The sequence below is a fragment of the Sphingomonas sp. AX6 genome (assembly GCF_902506605.1).
In the GTDB taxonomy this organism is placed as follows: domain Bacteria; phylum Pseudomonadota; class Alphaproteobacteria; order Sphingomonadales; family Sphingomonadaceae; genus Sphingomonas.
In genome coordinates this window covers 1,756,031-1,775,688 of record NZ_LR733979.1, presented here as the reverse complement: position 1 = coordinate 1,775,688, position 19,658 = coordinate 1,756,031, and the positions used below count along the sequence as shown (strand labels likewise).

The 19,658-nt window shown below is 62.3% G+C and carries 11 protein-coding genes and 1 tRNA gene; 4 read left to right on the top strand and 8 right to left on the bottom strand.

What is annotated here, in order from left to right; genetic code table 11:
- The first annotated feature begins 83 nt into the window (after positions 1-83).
- Genes drmD through drmB form a run of 4 tightly spaced genes read left to right on the top strand, consistent with a single transcriptional unit; the run spans position 84 to position 12,656 of the window.
- Entirely contained in the window at positions 84-3,320 is a 3,237-nt protein-coding gene (gene drmD, locus ENHY17A_RS08585; protein WP_159711880.1) for a DISARM system SNF2-like helicase DrmD, read from the top strand.
- On the top strand, positions 3,317-7,291 hold the full coding sequence (locus tag ENHY17A_RS08580; RefSeq protein ID WP_236547824.1) for an Eco57I restriction-modification methylase domain-containing protein: 3,975 nt from the start codon (positions 3,317-3,319) through the stop codon (positions 7,289-7,291). Before drmD ends, ENHY17A_RS08580 begins: the two co-directional genes overlap by 4 nt.
- Positions 7,288-10,791 carry a DISARM system helicase DrmA gene (drmA, locus tag ENHY17A_RS08575; protein WP_159711878.1) on the top strand — a complete coding sequence of 1,168 codons (3,504 nt, stop codon included), beginning with the start codon at positions 7,288-7,290 and terminating at the stop codon, positions 10,789-10,791. Before ENHY17A_RS08580 ends, drmA begins: the two co-directional genes overlap by 4 nt.
- Positions 10,788-12,656 carry a DUF1998 domain-containing protein gene (drmB, locus tag ENHY17A_RS08570; RefSeq protein ID WP_201296370.1) on the top strand — a complete coding sequence of 623 codons (1,869 nt, stop codon included), beginning with the start codon at positions 10,788-10,790 and terminating at the stop codon, positions 12,654-12,656. Before drmA ends, drmB begins: the two co-directional genes overlap by 4 nt.
- Before the next feature lie 364 nt (positions 12,657-13,020).
- Here the strand turns inward: drmB and ENHY17A_RS08565 are convergent, their stop codons facing one another.
- The 8 genes from ENHY17A_RS08565 to ENHY17A_RS08530 form a co-directional block, all read right to left on the bottom strand.
- A complete protein-coding gene (locus ENHY17A_RS08565; RefSeq protein WP_159711876.1) occupies positions 13,021-13,590 on the bottom strand; it encodes a hypothetical protein in 570 nt (189 codons plus the stop codon).
- Positions 13,590-14,624, bottom strand: coding sequence for a hypothetical protein (locus ENHY17A_RS08560; RefSeq protein WP_159711874.1), 1,035 nt, complete (start codon positions 14,622-14,624; stop codon positions 13,590-13,592). The genes ENHY17A_RS08565 and ENHY17A_RS08560 overlap by 1 nt, the downstream gene beginning before the upstream one ends.
- A gap of 679 nt (positions 14,625-15,303) precedes the next feature.
- A tRNA-Phe gene (locus tag ENHY17A_RS08555) sits at positions 15,304-15,379 on the bottom strand.
- 31 nt (positions 15,380-15,410) lie between these two features.
- Positions 15,411-15,611 carry a DNA gyrase inhibitor YacG gene (locus tag ENHY17A_RS08550; RefSeq protein ID WP_159711872.1) on the bottom strand — a complete coding sequence of 67 codons (201 nt, stop codon included), beginning with the start codon at positions 15,609-15,611 and terminating at the stop codon, positions 15,411-15,413.
- Between the two features lie 9 nt (positions 15,612-15,620).
- Entirely contained in the window at positions 15,621-16,577 is a 957-nt protein-coding gene (locus ENHY17A_RS08545) for a ribonuclease (RefSeq protein ID WP_159711870.1), read from the bottom strand.
- Positions 16,570-17,139 carry a Maf family protein gene (locus ENHY17A_RS08540; protein ID WP_159711868.1) on the bottom strand — a complete coding sequence of 190 codons (570 nt, stop codon included), beginning with the start codon at positions 17,137-17,139 and terminating at the stop codon, positions 16,570-16,572. The genes ENHY17A_RS08545 and ENHY17A_RS08540 overlap by 8 nt, the downstream gene beginning before the upstream one ends.
- A gap of 33 nt (positions 17,140-17,172) precedes the next feature.
- The gene (infA, locus tag ENHY17A_RS08535; protein WP_003049127.1) at positions 17,173-17,391 is read right to left on the bottom strand and encodes a translation initiation factor IF-1; all 219 of its coding nucleotides are present in this window, start codon (positions 17,389-17,391) and stop codon (positions 17,173-17,175) included.
- 204 nt (positions 17,392-17,595) lie between these two features.
- Positions 17,596-19,605, bottom strand: coding sequence for a TonB-dependent receptor family protein (locus tag ENHY17A_RS08530; RefSeq protein ID WP_159711866.1), 2,010 nt, complete (start codon positions 19,603-19,605; stop codon positions 17,596-17,598).
- Between the last annotated feature and the right edge of the window lie 53 nt (positions 19,606-19,658).

The window sequence follows — 19,658 nt, the reverse complement described above, 5'->3', positions numbered from 1 at the left end:
ACCAGAGCCACCCGAAATGTGGAGGGGCATGGGAATGCTGACGTCTCTCAATCAGTTACGAGCTCCAAGCTGTTAGACCATCAATGAAAAATGAGTTTCCACAAATCGGCAGCTTCGTGGCTGCGCGCGGACGCACTTGGTTGGTGGATGAAGTGCCCGCGGCGCAGAGCCCATTGGGGCGCTACCGGCTATCGTGTGTCGATGACGATGCGCAGGGCGAGACGGTTGACCTTTTGTGGGGGGCCGAGATCGATGCAACTCTTCGAGATGAGGAAAGCTGGGCGAACCTCGGCGCGCGCGGAAGCGACGACGCGGCCGCTTTTGCCGCGTACCTGCGTACCATTGGTTGGAGAACGGCAACCGCTGCTGATCGGGACCTTTTTCAGGCCCCATTTCGCGCAGGCATTCGTCTGGATGCCTATCAACTGTTGCCGCTACGCAAGGCATTGCGGCTGCCGCGGGTCAATTTGCTCATCGCGGATGACGTTGGTCTGGGCAAGACCGTCGAGGCCGGCCTGATTTTGCGAGAACTTCTTCTTCGGCGCCGCGTCGATCTCGCTGTTGTGGTGGCTCCGGCGGCCATGACGCAGCAATGGAAAGAAGAACTGGCTTCGAAGTTCGGGCTGGCGTTCGAAATCGTTGATCGTGGCTTCCTCGAGGAACTGAGACGCCGCCGAGGTTTTGGCGCTAATCCCTGGGCAACGGGCTCGCGCTTCATCCTCTCCCACAGCTTGATCAGCGATGAGAGTTACGTTGGGGGACTGCGCGATGTGCTGGAGGATTTCCGCGCACGCTCGCTTCTGATTCTTGACGAGGCACATCACGCGGCCCCTGCAGGAGGGGGGCGTTACGCTATCGAGAGTCAGTTCACCAAAGATTTGCGCGACCTCGCAGGTCGGTTCGAGCATCGCTTGTTCCTGTCAGCCACGCCCCATAACGGGCACTCCAACAGTTTCGCCACGCTGCTGGAATTGCTCGACCCCCAACGTTTTACACGCGGAATGGATATTCGACCGGATGACCTCGATCCGGTCATGGTCCGACGTCTTAAGTCGGATCTTCGCGCGCTCGGTGAAGCTTTTCCAGAGCGCATCATTGAGCCGGTAACACTCGATGAGCTCGAGGCAACAGCGCCTGAGCTTCGGCTAGCGGAGATGCTGGCCAACTATGGTCACCTGCGGGAGCAACGCATCGGTACACTCACCCGTGGCAAAGCAGCGCAGGCGCGACTGGCATTTGTGGGTTTGCAGCAACGCTTGCTCTCTTCGATTCCGGCGTTCGCGCGCACCCTTGCCGTGCATCTTGCCTCGCTCGATCGCTTTATCGCCGGCCATGCCGCGGCGACGGCTGCGATCGAGCCGGAGGAGCGTGATCTCTCCCCGGTCTCCGCGGAGGAGGAAGAAGCTGTACTCACGATTATCAATGAAGAGGATGATCGTGCCACAGAAGCAGCAGCAACGCTCAGCTTGGAGCGCGGCGCACTAGAACAATTGCGCGTAGAACGGACCGCTGCCGTAGAAATGCTCGCGATCGCCGAGGCAGCGCGGGGGAAGTCTGACGCGCGTATCACCTGGCTACACCGCTGGATCCGTGACAACCTTCTTACAACGGACGGCCAATGGGGCGGCCGACGGTTACTGCTTTTCACAGAATATGAAGACACCCGCCGCTACGTCGAGCGTCAGCTGTCGGCGCTGCTTGGCGAGGTGCTGGATCGCGACCCGGACGGTGACAACCGGATCGATAGTTTCACTGGGATTACGTCCGCAGAGCGTCGTGAAGCGATTAAACGCGCATTTAACGATGCCACTTCGCCGCTCCGCATTCTGATCTGTACGGATGCTGCGCGCGAGGGCATCAACCTCCAAGCGCAATGCCATGACCTCTTTCATATCGATCTCCCCTGGAACCCCTCGCGCCTCGAACAGCGAAACGGACGCATCGATCGCAAGCTTCAGCCTAGTCCTGTCGTCACGTGCCGTTATTTTATTTATGCTCAGCGCCCTGAAGATGTCGTCCTCGATGCACTGGTGCGAAAAACCGATCGGATACATCGCCAGCTCGGCTCCGCCGGCCAAGTGCTCGAAAAGAGGATCGCTGAGCGGCTCGGGCGGAAAGGCATCGCGCGCGAAGATATTTCTGCCATGGCGGACCGGATCCGCGACGAAGAAGCTGATGAGCGCGTACGTGCTGCGGTGCGCGACCTCGACGATGGCGAAGAAAAACGCTTCGCACGTTTGAGGCGCGAACAAGAAGAGCTGACACAAGCCTTGGAACGGGCCCGTGCACGGGTTGGAGTTGCCCCGGACGAGCTGATGGAGGTCGTCAGTCTCGCGCTTCAGCGCGCGGGAGGCCACTGGGACGGTCAGGAATTGATCGGCGACGTGCCGGTCCTCGCGCTCGATCCGGATGATCCGGCTTTCGCGCAGGAGCCAAGTTGGCGACCTTTGCTCGATGAATTGCGTGCTCGGCCAGCGAAGCGCGGTGAGCGCCCGGCGCAATGGCGCGCCGCAGGCGACGCGAAGGTACGTAGGATCAGTTTCGCGCCCGCCATTCTGTCCGACGGTCGAGATGCAGCCGATGTTGTTCAGGTGCATCTCGAGCACCGTTTGGTGCGGCGGCTGTTGTCACGGTTCCTGTCGGTTGGCTTTCAGCAGGGACTGACCCGAGCCTGCATCTTGAAGACGCGTACGCCCGGTCCGCCACGCGTAGTGCTGATCGGTCGGTTAGCGCTTTATGCGGAGGGAGCACAACGACTGCACGAAGAGCTTGTGACCGTCACCGCTGACTGGCGCGATCGAACTCGCTCGCCGGGTTCCCTGCGCCCACTTGCCGAAAGTGGCGACGCCGATGCGCGCATCCTCGACCAGTTATTCGCCAATCTGAGCGATGCGTCGAATGCCGACGCATCCATTCTCGAGCGCGTCGGCCCGGGAACTTCGGCCGACGTCGGTGACCTGCGTTCGGTCCTCGATCAACGCGCCGCCGCCCGAGGTGAACGTGTCGCTGTTGAGCTGCTTAAGCGGGGCGAAGGGGAAGCTCGGAGCCTCGAACAACTACTCCAGAAGCGTATCGACCGCATCCGCCAGGAGGTTGGTAAGGACGATCGCCAGCTTGCCCTCGATTTCGACGACAACGAGCGGCGTCAACGCATCGCCGATAGGCGGTCATGGGAGAAAGCCGCAACCCTTCTCGACGACGAACTTGTGCGCGAACCTGCACGTCTTCGCGCCTCTTATGCCGTGAAAGCGCAACGCATCGAACCCGTTGGTATTGTCTATCTTTGGCCAGACCATTCATCATCGGACATTGCGGCGTGAGCGACGACCGGCATGACTGGCTAGGCCATGTCCAGCCGACTGGTTTGGTGGTGGCGACGGCGAAGCTAGACGAGCTCGGCCTTGCCCCGCTTCCGCAACATCAGAGCGATAGTGACGCGGTCAAAGCGCTGCTCGGCGAGGACGAGCGGACGCTGGCGGACGCGTGGGCGTTTCTTCACTGCGTGTTAGGCTGGCCTGCTGACCGCGTGGCCGGAGCACCGGGCGGCCTCGAACTGCCCGAGGACCTTACGATCTCGCTTCGGGACGGCGAGACGGTGCTCGCGGCGACACACGCGGTGCCAACCCCAAATGGCGAGGGGTGGCAATTGCTCGTCCGTGTCGAGGCAGCCGACGTGGTGCTGGATAAACGTGGTGCGCTCGATGGCTGGGAAGCAACGCCCCATCAGCGTTTCGAACGTTTGCTGCGGGAAACCGGCGTCGGAGCCGGGGTCTTGATCGGCGCGCGCGCTACCGGGCGACAGGACGACGACCCCACTGAACCAGAACTGCGGCTAATCGTAGCGCCTAAGGGCGAGACGTCGGGCTGGATCGCTTGGCCGATCGCCAGCCTCGCCACTGTCGCCGGGCGGGGGATGCTGGGCGGCCTCAAAATGCTGCTCGATCGCGACGCGTTGTGGACCGGCGCACCGCAGTTGCGCTTGCCTAACGTGCTGGCAGAAAGTCGCGCCGCACAGGCCGATGTTTCAACCCGCTTATCTGGGCAGGTGCTCGCCGCGCTGCACGAATTGCTTCGTGGGTTTGATGCCTCCGATCCCGCACTAGTCCGGGCGCTCGCCGATCGCGATCCACATCAGCTCTATGAGGGGCTGCTGACGATCCTGATGCGGCTGATCTTCATCCTCTATGCCGAGGATCGCGGCCTGATGCCGTCGGTAACCGCGCATGGTGGCGCCGAGCTTTATGAGCGAGGCTATTCGGTCGGAGGGTTGTTTGTGAAGCTGAGTGACGATGAGGCACTCTATCCCGACACGATGGATGAGCGACGCGGTGCATGGGGCCGTCTGCTTGCGCTCTTCCGGCTGATCGAGCGCGGCCATCCATCGGGCTTCATGCAAGCACGTGGCGGCAAATTGTTCGACGAGGCAGCTTTCCCCTTCATGCTTGGTAAGCATGGCGCTGACGACGCCGAACGCGTGTTGAACGTATCAGACGGCTGCATCCAGCGCGTGCTTGGGGCGCTCATGACTCTGCCCAACGCGCGTACGCATGAGCGCGAGCGGCTGTCGTATCGCACGCTCGACGTAGAGCAGATTGGCTCGGTTTATGAAACGGTGATGGGGTTCACCGTCGACGTCGCGACGGGTCCCGTGCTGGCGATCCGCGCGGGCAAGAACAACAAGGTGCCAGTGTTTGTGAACCTCGCCGTGCTGCTCGCCACGGCGCCGGGCGATCGCCTTAAGTTTTTGAAAGCGGCGGCTGATCGCGACAAGTTCGGTCGCGCGGCCGAACAGGCCATTCGCGATGCCGAGACAATTGCGGATCTGGTTGCTGCGTTCGACGGTGCGGGTGCAGCGCGCAGCACCGCGATCGATCCCCGGGGCAGTCCACGTTCGGAGGCGGCGGGTGAAGGCACGCCGATCCTGCAGCCGACCGATGAGCGCCGCCGGACCGGCAGTCACTATACCCCGCGTTCGTTGACCGCCCCGATCGTTACCCACGCGTTGGAGCCGGCCTTCGAGCGGATCGGGATCGATGCCACTCCCCAATCCGTTCTCGATCTCAAGCTGTGCGACCCAGCTGTCGGGTCGGGTGCGTTCTTAGTCGAGGCATGCCGACAGCTTGGCGCCCGGCTTGTAGAGGCATGGGAAGCGCACCCCCAGCTCAAGCCACCTATCCCGCCCGATGAGGATGACGAGCTCCACGCCAGACGTCTCGTCGCACAGCGCTGTCTCTACGGAGTCGATCGCAATCCGATGGCCCTCGATCTTGCCAAGCTGTCGCTGTGGCTCGTGACGCTGGCGCGCGATCACGAGTTTAGCTTCCTCGATCACGCCCTGAAGAGCGGTGACAGCCTTGTCGGGTTGACGCGAGATCAGATCGAGGGCGCGAGCTGGGAGATCAACGCCGCGCCCGGCCTGTGGCGCACCCGCGTGCGGCAGGACGTGTCGGAGGCGCTGGCGCATCGCGACGCGATCCGGAACGCGCCCGACGAAGTCGCGCTGGCGATGCAGGAGGCGCAGCATGAACGCGTTGAGCGCGGCTTGGCCAATGTGCGGCTGATCGGCGACGCAGTGATCGCGACCTTCTTCGCGCACGGCAAAGCCAAGGCGCGCCGCGATGCGCTTGCCGAAGTGGGTGACCGGGCAGGCAGCGGCGATTGGGCCTGGCTGCGTCAGCGTGCGCTGGGCCTCGCTGGAGGAGTGCACCCGGTGCGCCCGTTCCACTGGGAGATAGAATTTCCCGAGGTGTTCGCGCGCGATAATCCCGGGTTCGATAGCATTGTCGGGAATCCGCCGTTCGCGGGCAAAAACACGATCATCGCAGGAAACCGCGAGCGTTATCTGGATTGGCTGCATGCTCTCCACAGCGACGCACACGGCAATGCGGATCTTTCGGCTCATTTTTATCGGCGGGCGTTCGCGGCGCTGAGGGAGAGTGGCGCCTTCGGACTGATCGCGACCAACACAATTCGGCAAGGGGACACGCGTGACAGCGGCCTACGCCGAATAATTGAGTCAGGCGGCTCGATATACCGCGCGGTCCGGCGGCACAAATGGGAAGGTGAAGCCGCGGTCGTTGTCGCGATGGTGTTTGTCGTCAAAGACGCACGAGAACGAGCAGTATTGGATGGCAGGCCTGCACGTCGAATCTCAGCTTATTTGGTAGAGGGCGATCTAGATAGCTCGCCTGAGAGGCTCGATTCCAATTCCAATAAGTCTTTCATCGGTTCGTTCTTGCTCGGCATGGGTTTCACATTTGACGAAGTTCATGCCGCGAAAGGTAAGGCGACGCCTCTCGCTGAGATGTCTAGGTTGATTGAGACGGACCCACACAATGCGGAAATAATTAAGCCGTTCCTAGGTGGAGAAGAAATTAATAACTCACCTACGTTTTCGCACCATCGCTATACCATCGACTTTTTCGATCGACCTCTCCGGCGTGAGCACGAAGGCGTGGAATGGGCTTCGTTAAGCGAAGAAAGCCGACGCGCAAAATTACGCGTCGGCGTAGTCGCGCATGACTACCGGGGCGAAGTTGCAGAAGATTGGCCGGAGCTTATCGACATTGTACGTACGAAAGTAAAGCCTGAGCGGGACTCGCAAACTCGCGATGCGTTACGTGATCGTTGGTGGCAATTTGCAGAAAAACGACCCGGCCTATATCGTACAATTGAGAATTTACCTCGAGTTATAGCGATTAATTGCGGAGCTACGCCGCACATGTCGCTCGCAATGTTGGAGAACAGTTCCGTTTTTTCTCATACGGCAGCTGTATTTGCATTTCATAGTTTTGGCGCGTTCGCTACCCTGCAGTGTCGGGTACATGAGGTATGGGCGCGGTTCTTTGGCTCGTCGATGAAGGATGATCTACGCTATACCCCCTCGGACTGTTTTGAGACTTTCCCGATGCCTCCCCACTATGACGACGCAGAAGGTCTAGAAGCGAAGGGACGGTGCTATCACGATCGGCGCGGTGCGCTAATGCAGACCCGCGATCAGGGCATGACTCCCACCTACAACCGTTTTCATAACTCACGCGACGCCTCCGAAGACATTGTCGAATTGCGGGACCTTCATGCCGCAATGGACGATGCGGTGCTGCGGGCCTACGGCTGGGACGACCTCGCCGATCGGGCGGCGCCAGCCTTCCTAACCGAAGACACTGAAGACGATCACACTTATCAGGGTCGCCTTTTCTGGCCTGCAGCGTTCCGCGACGAAGTGCTCGCGCGGTTGCTCAAGCTCAACGAAGAACGCGCGGCCGAGGAGCGCCTAGAGGGAATTGCATGAGTAAGGACGAAACCGGCCTTCCCGTTCACGTCGCAGAGGGCTCCGTTGCAGCACGCAACGCCATCGAGGTGCGCGCCGAGCTCGTCCACCGCCTGCGCCGCAATCTCGTCGGGCCGAGCGATTTCCCGCACGACGACGATCTCGCGACCGAAAAGCTTCCCGCCGGGGAAAGCCCATCGCGATGGTACCTCACCGGTTTCATCGCGCCGATGGGTGACGAGGTCGCGCATCCGCAGGAAGATGCGGAGGAAGAGGAGGAACAGCTCCAGCTCGAACCCGGCGGCCAGGGCGCCGGCGGAGCTGCGGGCGACGACGCGGATCCCGAGCCGCCGGTTGCCAAGCGCCGTTTCCTGCCCTCGTCGATCGGCATCACCACTATGCTCGATCCGGCCGTCACCACGATCGACGTGGAAATCCGCTGGGGGGATTACAATCCTGAACCGCCGCTGCCCCCCGAGGTTCTGTCCGGGGATGTCGACACGAAGCAGTCGGTTGAATGGCGACGCGTGCCACGCGCAGAACGGGTGACGCTGGACATACCGGACCAGAACGCGGGGATGTCAAAGGTACTTGTGCCATCGAGCGGAGCGACCGCGCGGCGCGGCGGCGCGCTCGAGCTGGGTATTCGGGCGCGGCCTTTTACTATGACGTTGCCAAACGGCGGGCGAAAGACGGTGCGCGTCGTCACCGTGTTCCTCGTCAACAAGCGCGACACCGGTACTGGGCGGCGCTATCAGGATCTGACCTACGCGTATCAAGTGCGGCTTGACCTGCATTGCCCGACCGGCTTCGAACCACAGCATGACCTCTCGCGCGTCGACCGCACCGACTGGGACGATCAACTCGCCGATCTCCATTACCGTGATGCCGCCGCTTATGCGGTAGGCCTGGGCTGCGCGACCGGGCATCGAGCCGATGAAGATGAAGTTGTGCGGCTGGTCCACACCACCGCAATGCCGCGCGCCAGCGTCGAACGGACCGTCGCGTCAACAGCGGTCGGTGATGTCGAACTCGGCATCGAAGCGCTAGCTGAGCTCGCCGCGACCGGTGGCGCGGCACTGGCGGCGCGCTTGCACGGACTGGTTGACGCCTATGAAAACTGGAGCGCGGCACAGGAAAAGGATGCGGGTGTCGCTGGTATAGCCGATGCCCCGCAACGCCGGGCCACGGCCGCAACGCTGATAGCTGGACAGGCGGAGGCGCGTCGCCGAATTGCCGCCGCGATAGATCTGCTTGCCAACGATGACAGAGCGCGCCGCGCCTTCGAGATTGCCAACCACGCTATCGCCGAGGCGGCGCGCGCGCGCCGACCGGAGGATGTGCTTCCAAAGTGGCGGCCGTTCCAGCTAGCGTTCATCCTGCTCAACCTCGTCGGTCAGGCCGACAAGACGCACGCTGATCGCGAGATCGTTGATCTACTTTTCTTCCCCACTGGCGGTGGCAAGACCGAGGCCTATCTCGGCCTTGCTGCGTTCACCATCGCGCACCGTCGGCTTGGGGCGTCGGGCCTGCTCGGCGCGGGGGTGTCGGTAATCATGCGTTATACGCTGCGTCTGCTGACGCTCGACCAGCTCGGTCGTGCGGCTGGTGTAGTTTGCGCGCTCGAACTGCTGCGTACCGGCGAGCGGTATATCGGCGCAAACGGTCGCAGGATGCTCGGCGACTGGCCGATCGAGATTGGGTTGTGGGTTGGATCGGATGCTTCGCCTAACCGGCTAGGCGGAACGGGTAATACTGGCGACGACACCGCCGTCACGCGAGTGCGAAAATATCAGAGCGGTCGAGACAGTCGCGCGCCCGCGCCCATTAAAAATTGCCCGTGGTGCGGACACGCCTTTGCACCGCAAAGCTTTCGCTGCGTGCCCAATACCGCAGCGCCGACCAACCTCGAACTGCGCTGCGTCAACATCGATTGCGCCTTCACCGGCGACCGGCCGCTTCCGATCATTACCGTGGACGAAGCGATCTATCGCCGGTTGCCCGCCTTCATGATTGCGACGGTCGACAAGTTTGCCTCACTACCGTGGCGCGGCGATGCGGGCGCGTTTTTTGGTCACGTCGACCGTAGCGATGAGACTGGCTTTTACGGTGCGAGTCGGCCGCGCGATGGGCGCCCGCTCGACAACGGCCACCGGCTCGACCCGCCGGATCTCATCATTCAAGACGAGCTTCATCTGATCTCCGGACCGCTCGGCACGGTCGCAGGGCTTTACGAAGCCGCGATCGACCGCCTCGCCAGCCGCGAGGCCAACGGTGTTCGCGTTCGCCCTAAAATTGTCGCCTCGACCGCCACCGTGCGCCGCGCAGACAAGCAGATACAGGCGCTATTCGATCGCGCCCGGACGGACATCTTCCCGGCACCCGGCATCGATCGGCGAGATAGTTTCTTCGCGCTGACCGAGCCTGAGTCCAAAAGTGCCGCGCGGTGGTATGTCGGCCTCGCCGCAGGTGGGCGCGGTCCGAAGCTCGTCTTCCTCCAGGCGCTGGTCACGCTGCTGTCCGGAGCGCAAGGTCTGGCGAATGAGGGTGGCGCGGCCGACCCATACCTGACCGCACTGTGCTATTTTAACGCGCTGCGCGAACTCGGCGGCGCTCGGCGCATTGTCGAGGACGAGGTTGCGACCCGCGTGACGAGCTATGGCAGCGAGCGGCGACGCAGCGACCCCAGCGACGCACCTTTCGGGGACCGCTCGATCGGTGAGCCGATCGAACTTACATCGCGCGTTTCCACCGACGCGGTGGCCGCCGCCAAGGCCCGGCTCGAGACGCTGTTCCGCGACGCAGACGGTGAGCCGGTCGACGTGGCGTTGGCAACCAACATGATCTCAGTCGGCCTCGACATTACGCGGCTGGGGCTGATGCTGGTTCAGGGACAGCCGAAGACGGCAGCCGAATATATTCAGGCGACGAGCCGCGTCGGCCGTGATCATGAACGACCCGGTCTCGTCGTGGCCGTTCTAAATGTTCACAAGCCGCGCGACCGTCTGCATTATGAGCAGTTCTGCCATTTCCACACGACGTTCTATCGTGCCGTTGAGGCGACGAGCGTAACTCCCTGGTCGTCGCGCGCCCTCGACCGCGCTCTCGCCGCAGTCGTAGTAGCAATTGCGCGCCACCTCGACCCAGCGCTAACGCCGTCGGCCGCAGTTGCTCAGCTCGGCAGCTGTCCGGATGTGCGTGCCACCGTGATCGAGTACCTCGTCGCCCGCGCGCCGAACGATGTTGTTGGCGGGAAGCAAGCTTTGGCGGCTTTGATCGCAGGCCTCTTTGATGATTGGATTAGCATAGCCGCCGAGCAGACCACGGCTGGTGGCAGCTTTACCTACGACATCGGTGCGCAAAAATTGCTCCACGCGCCACTGGATCCAGCGATCGAAAATCTGATTTCGCCGCATGATCGCTTCCAGGCCGGGTGGAGCATGCGCGATGTCGAGCCCGGAGTGCTGGTTAAGCCGCGCGATCCTTACGGACACCCGATCAGCGGAGCAGCAGACCTGTGAAGGCCACATCCAAACGTGTCACCCTGCGCCAGTCGCAGCTCATCACCACCTTCGGCCCCGGCGCGATGGTCGATCTGCCAACTCGTTCAGTTATCATCGGCGGTCTCGACCTTTGGCATATGCGAGAGAAGGGTAGCTGGCAGACGATCCAGGAACCGCGTGCCGTGGCAATTCTCGAAAAGCTGTTAGCCGAGAACGGCAGGTTGAAAGAAGGTGTGCACCTGTCGCTGCGTTCGCCGCCCGTTGATTGGGGGCGCAACGATCATCGTGAACCGCCTGGGATAGAGGCGAAGATTTTTCCGGCCTGGTTCGTAACGCGCGATTCGGTCGATGCAGGTGGCGGGGCGCGGCGGCGTCGGCTCGTCCGCTGGCGGGATCTCAACCCGAAGGGTGGTCGCGCTGACTTTACCGGAGACGATGGCAAGAAGACCGCAATCACTCCGATCCGCTTCGTGGCCGCCTGCAAGAAAGGTCATATTCAAGACATCGATTGGACTCATGCCGTGCATGGTGCGGGCAAAACGTGCACCGAGGCGTTGTCGCTGGAAGAACGCGGCACCTCCGGCGATCCCCGATCGACCCGAATCGTCTGCGGATGCGGCGCTTCGCTTTCGCTTCACGATGCGCAGGCGCCTGGTCGTTTCGGTCGTTGTCGTGGCGCGAGGCCCTGGCTCGACGAACGTGAGCCAGAGGGATGCGACGAACAACTGCGCTTTCTTACTCGCACTGCGACTAACGCATATTTTCCACAGGTTTTGACGGTCATCTCGCTGCCGGCAGCCGAAGATGAACTGACGCGTCTGGTCGAAGCACATCTCGCGACGCTTGCCCAAGCGGATAGCGCAGCGGACGTGGCGATGGCGCGAAAATACAACGACGGGGTTCGCGCCGCGCTGGAAGGTTATTCCGACGAAGAGGTCTTCGCACGCGTGCAGCAGTTGCAGACGGTTCAGCAGCAAAATTTGGCAAAAACACCGAAGGTAGCCGAATTCGACTTGCTGGCTTCCGGTCTCCCCACGATTGGTGCCAATACGCCGAATTCCAAACTATTCGCCGAAACATTGTCGCGCGAGGCTTGGGGTGGCCAAGGTTCGCGACTGGCGCCGATTGCTTCCGTAGTCGCGGTTCATCGGCTGCGGGAAGTCGCCACGCTCTACGGGTTCACTCGATTCGAAGCAGCGCCGACGGCTATCGATGGGGATCTAGAAGAGCTGTATATCGCAGTCGAAGGTGCCGCGTTGGCTAGCGAGCTGGAATGGCTGCCGGCTATTGAGCAGCTTGGCGAGGGCATCTTCCTACGGTTCGACGATGCCGCGATCGCCGCTTGGCTCGATCTAGATGGCGTTCGCGAACGTGAGCACGAATTGGCTGCAGGTCATGACGGATGGCGCGCCCAGCACGCCCATGCCGACCGATTGCGCTTTCCGGGCAGCCCTTATTATATGATCCATAGCCTGAGCCATGCTCTCATGAACGAAATCGCGCTCGAGTGCGGTTACCCGTCCACCGCACTTAAAGAGCGGATATATCCGCTTTACGACGAGGCGGGGCGAGGTCGATTCGGACTGCTGATCTATACGGCGACTGCTGGTGCGCAGGGTACCCTCGGCGGCCTACTTGCCGTTTTGCCGCGGCTGAGTGCAATTATCAATGCAGCGCTCGACAAACTTGGTCTGTGCTCAAGCGACCCGATTTGCGCCGAACATCGCCCCGCCAGTCACACTGACGAGCGCGGGCTCGCTGGCGCGGCCTGCCATAGTTGCCTTTTGGTAGCCGAAACAAGTTGCGAGCAACGCAACCTGTACCTCGACCGTGCGCTAGTCGTTCCGACCATATCGACCGATGGGTCTGCTCTTTTTTGCTAGATTGCTCGTTGCGCGCCGTGGCGGATGAAGGCTTTTGTTGGACTGACAGCCGCGTGCCGGTCTCCAAATTGGTCACTTGAGAGTTGGACCGATCAAAGCGCCACCTTGGTAACGTTGCGTGTCCGCACTCATCTTCTTGTCTTTCGAGACCCAGATGAGCGGATCCGCAAGACATATCAAACAAGCCGACCAGACGCCTGCGGACTGTGCTACCGGACGCTGAGGTCTGGGGGCACCGATCACACGTGGCGTTTCAAGTGGCATGTGACTGTTAAGCGGCATTCAAGGTAAAGGTAATCGCGAACCAGGACAGTTGGGCTCCGTTCACGGATGTCCTATGGGGTCGGCGAGATTCGGCCACTTCCTATTCGCCCCAAGCCTTCGGCGGCTGCACCGCCACTGCTCGCACGTTCGCGGCCCGGATGTTCGCCACTTTACCATCCGCCAAATTCTCCTGCTGCTCAAATGACTCGCGCGAACCTGCGCCATCTATGAGCCGCTTCTGCAGCCGCACGACGTCGATATCCCGCCAGACGACGTAGCCCATCCGCGCTGCGCAGAGACTGATAAAGCTGCCCACTGCCCCTGAGGTTGTCCGACGGATCCATTCGGGCCAGATGGCAGCGTCGGCCTTGCCGATCACTGTGAGCGTGACCAACCCGACAAGCACGGTGGCGATAATGCCGATAATCCAGCCGTACTCGGTCGTTACGTGCAATATCGCCGTAGTGAGGCCCTGCCGCTCCCCAGGATCAAGGCTTTTCCACTCCAAGGACGGCATCCCGCGATTGAGACGGACGAAAACCGCGGCAACCATGATCGAAAGGGCCGTAATCAACGGTGTAAACGCATCGAACAGGCGCGCCAGCGGAACCGCCCAAGCGAAGAGCCCGGCCGCTACCGCGGTAACAACGATGGCAATCGTTCGGGCCATCAGGCCTTGATCTTCCCATCCTTCACGAACCGAGAATATACCTCTTGGAGCTGGTCCGCGACATTGTCGAACTCCAACAGATTGCTGCCCTCGTGCGGCACGATAAATGGCATCCGGGTCCGCAAAATGGCGTCCCCATCGACGACCTTGCCGTCCTTGCCCTCGATCTCGACCTTCGCGTCCGAAGCGTCGGCTAGATCGTTTGCGATGGCCTGGAACTGCTTACGCGATTTTTCGGTCCTGCGTCCCCGAACCTTAACCGACGCCTCGACAGCTAGATACTCCTCCGGGCCGAGACTATCAACAAGGGACGCCGTCTTCGGCTTGCCGAAGATAGCCTCAACGATGGGAACCGCCTGTTGCATCTCCGCGAACTTGTCGGCGATGCGCCGTGAAGTTTTAACCTCGCGCTCCTTCGGTTCCACCGGGACTGACACGGCCTGGGGGGCAGACTTACCCGTCACACGAAGGTTGCGGATTTCGCCAATGTCGCCCGCTGTCATTGTGTTGTCGAACTCAGCATTCAGCGCGAACGCAAGCGATGGGTCGACGACCGCGCCGCCCTTCTTGAGGAGCCAATCAAGGTAGAGCCTGACCAGCTCGGGGGTCATAGAGTGCGTCTTAACAAACAGCACGTGGTTCCCTATGGCTATCCAGTACGCGAGCCCACGAATGAACTGCGAGCCCGCGGGGGCCTCGCGCTCGTTGAGATCATAAACGGTTGCGGTGGTCAGGTCCGAAAGCTCGACCTCAGAGGGCTCCATTTTGAGGAGCGCCTGCAAATCTTTCGCCTGTGCCAAGCACATCTCCCCAAAAACCGCGCTGGAGAGGTCCGCGACCTTGTTTAGAAAAATCTTCCGCCCGTCGCCGTTGGTGACGTCGAACACACGATCCTCGGGTCGCGCCCACAACGCTGAGGTGTCCTTTTGGCTATTCAAAGCCTCGCGACAAAGGACCTCCAAGGTTTTGCCCTTCAACTGTTTGCCATCCGCCTCAAAGCGGCGATAGTGAACCATGTGGTAGGTCGTGGTCATCGTACCCCCTGCACCGCGATATTCTTACTGCCGACTGTATTGCGCTCGTCGGGGCAGTTGCCAAGGAACTTAGAACCTTACGTCGTGGTGCTTCACTTCAAACTGCCTAGAAGCTCGCGTTTGCCACGTTGACCCGACAGCCACCGGACAACCGGTTGAACGGTCCGGTGCTGTGAAAGTCCTGCGGTACCGGAGGCAGGCCCGGGCCGCCGTCGGGCGGGGCGTCGACGTCGCGCTCGTTCCGGTTGATTTTTCATGGGTGCACCATCCCAGCAACCGCTGCGCCAGGAGCTTTGCATAGGGCACAGTGGTCACTGCGGCGCGGAGCGGGCCCGCGCTAGCGCTCTGACCGCTCGCGGCATATACCGTCGAACACCACCCCTGACGCACTGAGTAGAGCGACGATAAATCTGTTGATTGCTGCCGGGCTAGGATCGGGCGCGACGCATTCGCTGATACCCCGTGCAACGAGCTTCGTTCAGCGAAGGCGTTGCTTAGTCAGGTCAAATCTTTCGCAGCGTGATTCTGCCGCTCAAAGACTTACGGCACCGACCACATTTTCGAGAAACGACAGGCGATCGGCGAAATGAGACTTTATTGTCTTAATAGCATCTGCAGGCACGTTAGCGGGGCAAGCCGACATATCTAACGGGTCCGATTAATCACATTATCGAGGAAGTGGTGCCCGGAGACGGATTCGAACCGCCGACACTGCGATTTTCAGTCGCATGCTCTACCAACTGAGCTATCCGGGCACACCGGTCGAACGACCGGGGAGGGCGCTCATTAGTCGGCGCGCACGGGCGTGTCCAGCCCCGCAGCGCCAGTTTCGCCTTCTGGATCGATGTCTGCCGGGCCGGCCGGAATGCGGTATCCGTCGCCCAGCCATTTGAGCAGATCGCGGTCGCGGCAGCCGCGGCTGCAAAACGGGCTGTAGGCAGGATCGACGGGGTTGGCACAGATCGGGCAAGGTTTGCGGCGGGGCATGGGTTTCCTTCAGACGGTCCTGAACAGATGGGGTCGACCGGTGCGGCGGTGAAGGGTCGTCAGCCAATCGGGGCGCTGGTCGAGCGCCGCCATCAGCTGCAACGAAATACGGTGATCGGTCGGATCGGTTGGACCCTCGCGTTCGATTCGGCGAAGCAGCGCGCGCAGTTCGGCGGCATCGGGCGCAAGCGCGAGCCATTCGGGCAGCGATGCGCGCGGGCGACGGCGCACGACGTGCAGGAACCCGAACCCGTTGATCGCAGTACGCTCGAACGGTTGGGGCATGGCGGCGTCAAAGGCCTCGACCACGCGGTTGCGGGCGGACTTGTCGGGCAGGGTAGGGAAATCCACGCCGGTCGACCCACCGATGCCGAACCGCCGGATTGCATGCGCGGCGGCCCGCGCGCCCGCGATTGCCAGCGGTTCCAGCGGTGGCGTGCCGTCGATGTCGAACAGGGTCATCGCGGGTGTCACGCTCATGCGGAGCTGGCCGCCGGAAAAGCCGATCTCTCCGCTTGCCGCCTCTTCCAGTAGTTCGGACCAGCCAGCGGCTTCCAGATCGTCGGGCTGGTGCGGATGGCCGTGCCGGACGGCGATGCCGGTCGCGGCGATGCGCGCGAGCAGATCGGGGCCGGGCGCGATTGTCGCGCCTTCGGCGGCGATCCGCGCGCGCGGCGCTTTGGGGCGTCCGGCCTCGGGAATGGCTTCGCGGACGATTTCGACCCTCAGGCTGCGGCCTTCGCTCAACCCCGTGGGAATCGCGTCGAGCAGGGCTTCGCTGCCGTCGGCAAAGGCGATGCGGGCGGCGCGGGCGGCACCGGGGCGCTCGATCAACCGCGCTTCGGCGACGGTGCCCAGCGACAGCCCGCCATCGTCGGGCTCGATATACGCCTCCACGATCTCGCCACCCTCGATCAGCGCGGCGCGGTTTTCACCGATCCCGGCTTCGTAGAGCCATTCAGACAAGGTCTAGTCCGGCGGATTTCAGCAGCGCGCGGGTCTCGAACAGCGGTAGTCCGATGACGCCCGAATGGCTGCCCGACAGGAAGCGCACGAACGCCTCGGCACGGCCCTGAATGGCATAGCCGCCCGCTTTGCCCAGGCCCTCTCCGCACGCGATGTAGGCTTCGATTTCGTCCGGGTGCAGGCGCTTGAATGCGACGACCGTGTCGGCCAGCTTGACCCGCGCGTTGCCCGCCGCGTTGATCACACACACCGCAGACAGACAATGGTGGCGTCTTCCTGAAAGCTTGTTCAGCAAGTCGCGCTGGATATCGGGCGTATCGGCGGGTGGCAGGATGCGGCGGCCCAGCGCGATCGTGGTGTCGCCCGCCAATATGATCTCGCCGGCATTGCGCGACACCGCACGCGCCTTTTGCTCGGCAAGCCGCAGCGCATAGGCGCGGGGGCTTTCGTCCTTCAGCGGGTTTTCATCGATGTCGGGCGCGGCGACGCGGGCAGGCGTCACCCCAAGCCGCTCGACCAGCGATAGCCGCCGCGGCGAGGTGGAGGCGAGGACGAGGTTCATGCGGACATCCGTGTCCGGCTCCCCGGCCACGCCTTATTTGAAGCGATAGGTGATCCGACCCTTGGTCAGGTCGTAGGGCGTCAGTTCGACGAGCACTTCGTCGCCCACCAGCACGCGGATGCGGTTCTTACGCATCTTGCCGGCGGTGTGGCCGAGAATCTCGTGGTCATTCTCTAACCGGACACGGAACATGGCGTTGGGCAACAGCTCAACCACCTGTCCGCGCATCTCAAGCAGTTCTTCCTTGGCCAAAAAATGCCTCTTTATATGAGCGAAAGTCGCGGCTCCTTACTCCGGGCGGCGACAAAAGGGAAGCGGGGCGCGAGAGCTTTGGATTGCGGCACCGGCCCACTCCCCCACCCGACCTCCCAGTCAGCATATTCTATGGGAGGTCGGGTGGGGGAGTGGGCGGGTGCCGCCGGGATGCGCCGCTTTGCGGCGCATCCCCAAACAACGTCAAAAATTCGCGCGCACGCCGCCGTAAATGCCGCGCCGTTCGATCGGATAGAAGATCTCCGACGCAGGCGTCGCCGCGACGACGGCGGAGATGTCGCCCACCGCCTTTTTCGCGGTCAGGTTGCGTGCATCGAGGAAGACGCTGAGCGATTCGGACAGTCGCGCCTTGGCGCCCAGACCGATCGTCGCATAGCCCTCCACCCGCAGCGTGTTGCGATAATCCGCCCACGCGCCCTGCGGAATCCATTCGACCCGCGGTGAAACGCTCATCGCTTCCGTCCCCAGCCGCAGTTCGGCACGGTAGAGATGCTCGGGCACCACCGGCAGCCGGTTGTCGCCATAACGCGCATCATCGACGAAGCGGAAATCGTTGAATTGATAAACCTGGGTCAGCGCCAGCCAAGGCGCGATGGCCAGCGTCAGCCCCGCCTCGACCCCCTGATGCAAGGTGCGATCGGCGTTGAAGGTGGATGCCGGAATGTCCGGACCGACCACGAATTGCAGAATCTCCCCGCGAAGGCCGGCGCGGTAGAGGCTGATGTCCCAGCTTGCGATGCCCAGCTGTCCGCGCGTGCCGATCTCGGTCGTCCAGGCGCGCTGCGGATAGACCGCGACGAAGCCCACCGTTGGGGCCTGCACCAGTTCGGAGAAGCCAGGCAGTTCAAGGCTGCGCGACCGGTGGGCGTAAAGCTGCACCCCCGGCACCGGCGTCCACAGGACCCCGAATTTGGGCGAGAATCCGTTGAAACGGCCGCCGTCGCTGTTGGCGGGGGCGATCAGATTGTCGACCTCGCGCTCGCCCAGCGTGTGGACCCCGCCCGCGATCAGGCTGAGCGTGTCGCCGAGCAGCAGGCGACCCTCGACATGGCTGTTAATGGTATGTGCCCGCTGGACGATGCTGGCGGTCAACGCGCCGCGCTTGCCCGCGACATTGACGAACTGTTTGGCATCGGTCGTGCCGAACCGCGCCTGGCTGCCCAGCGTGAGTTCCCAGCCGATCGCGTCGTTCACGCGCCCGGCATAATCCAGACTGGCGAACGCGCCATAGGTGTCCGACTTGTGGTCGATGACCTGAAAGATCGGGTGGTAGAGCTGCTTGGTGCTGTAGAACGCGCCGACGCTCGCTTCCCCGCTGCCGATCGCGAAGCGCGTGCGGTTCTGCAACCGGATCGAATCGATGTCGCGGCCATAATTATTGGCGATCAATACCGCGCGCGCCTTGCCCGGATTGTCCAGCGTGTCGGTCAGGTTGAGGTTGCCGGGCGACTCCTGACGGATATGGTTGATCGACGCATAGAAGCGCGTTTCCGCCCCCACGCCCAGCCTCAGCCCGACATTGCCATTCAGCCGCAGCGACCGGCGATCCGATTGCTGGCGATCGCCCGACGACGTATCGCCGGTCAACGCCACGAACACATCGCCCACCGCATCCGACGTGCCGTAAGCGATCTTGCCGCGCAGCGTGTCGAAACTGCCGCCATCGGCGCGTAATTCGATGCCCGGTGCGCTCCGCCCGGTCGGCGTGATCGCGTTGATCGCGCCGCCCAATGTCGATCCGCCGAACCGCAGCGCATTGGCGCCGCGATACACTTCGATCGCCTCGAACACTTGCGGGTCCAGTTCTTGAAAATCGCCATTGTCGTCGGCCATGTTGATGGGGATGCCGTCCTGGAGCAGCGTCAGCCCACGCATGTGAAAGCCGCGGCTGATCCCCGACCCGCGAATCGACAGCCGGGTTTCCTGACCGAAGCGGGGCTGGGCATAGACGCCGGGCGAGAAAGCAAGCGCATCGGCGAGCGAGACCGCGACCTTGTCTTCGAATTGCCCGGCCTCGACCCGGTCGGCCCCGCCGCGGCGCTGTTCGGGATCGGTAGCGCGCTGGCCAATGACGGTGACCTGCTGTTCGTCACGTGGCAGCTCGTCATCGCGAGCAAGGGCGGGGAACGCGCAAAGAAGCGCGGATGCGGAAATGCCGACCGACAATGCGGCCCGCAGCGTGAAACTGGACATGGAAAACCCTTCATAGCCGCGTGGCCTTCAGGCAGCACGCGACAGCATCGATC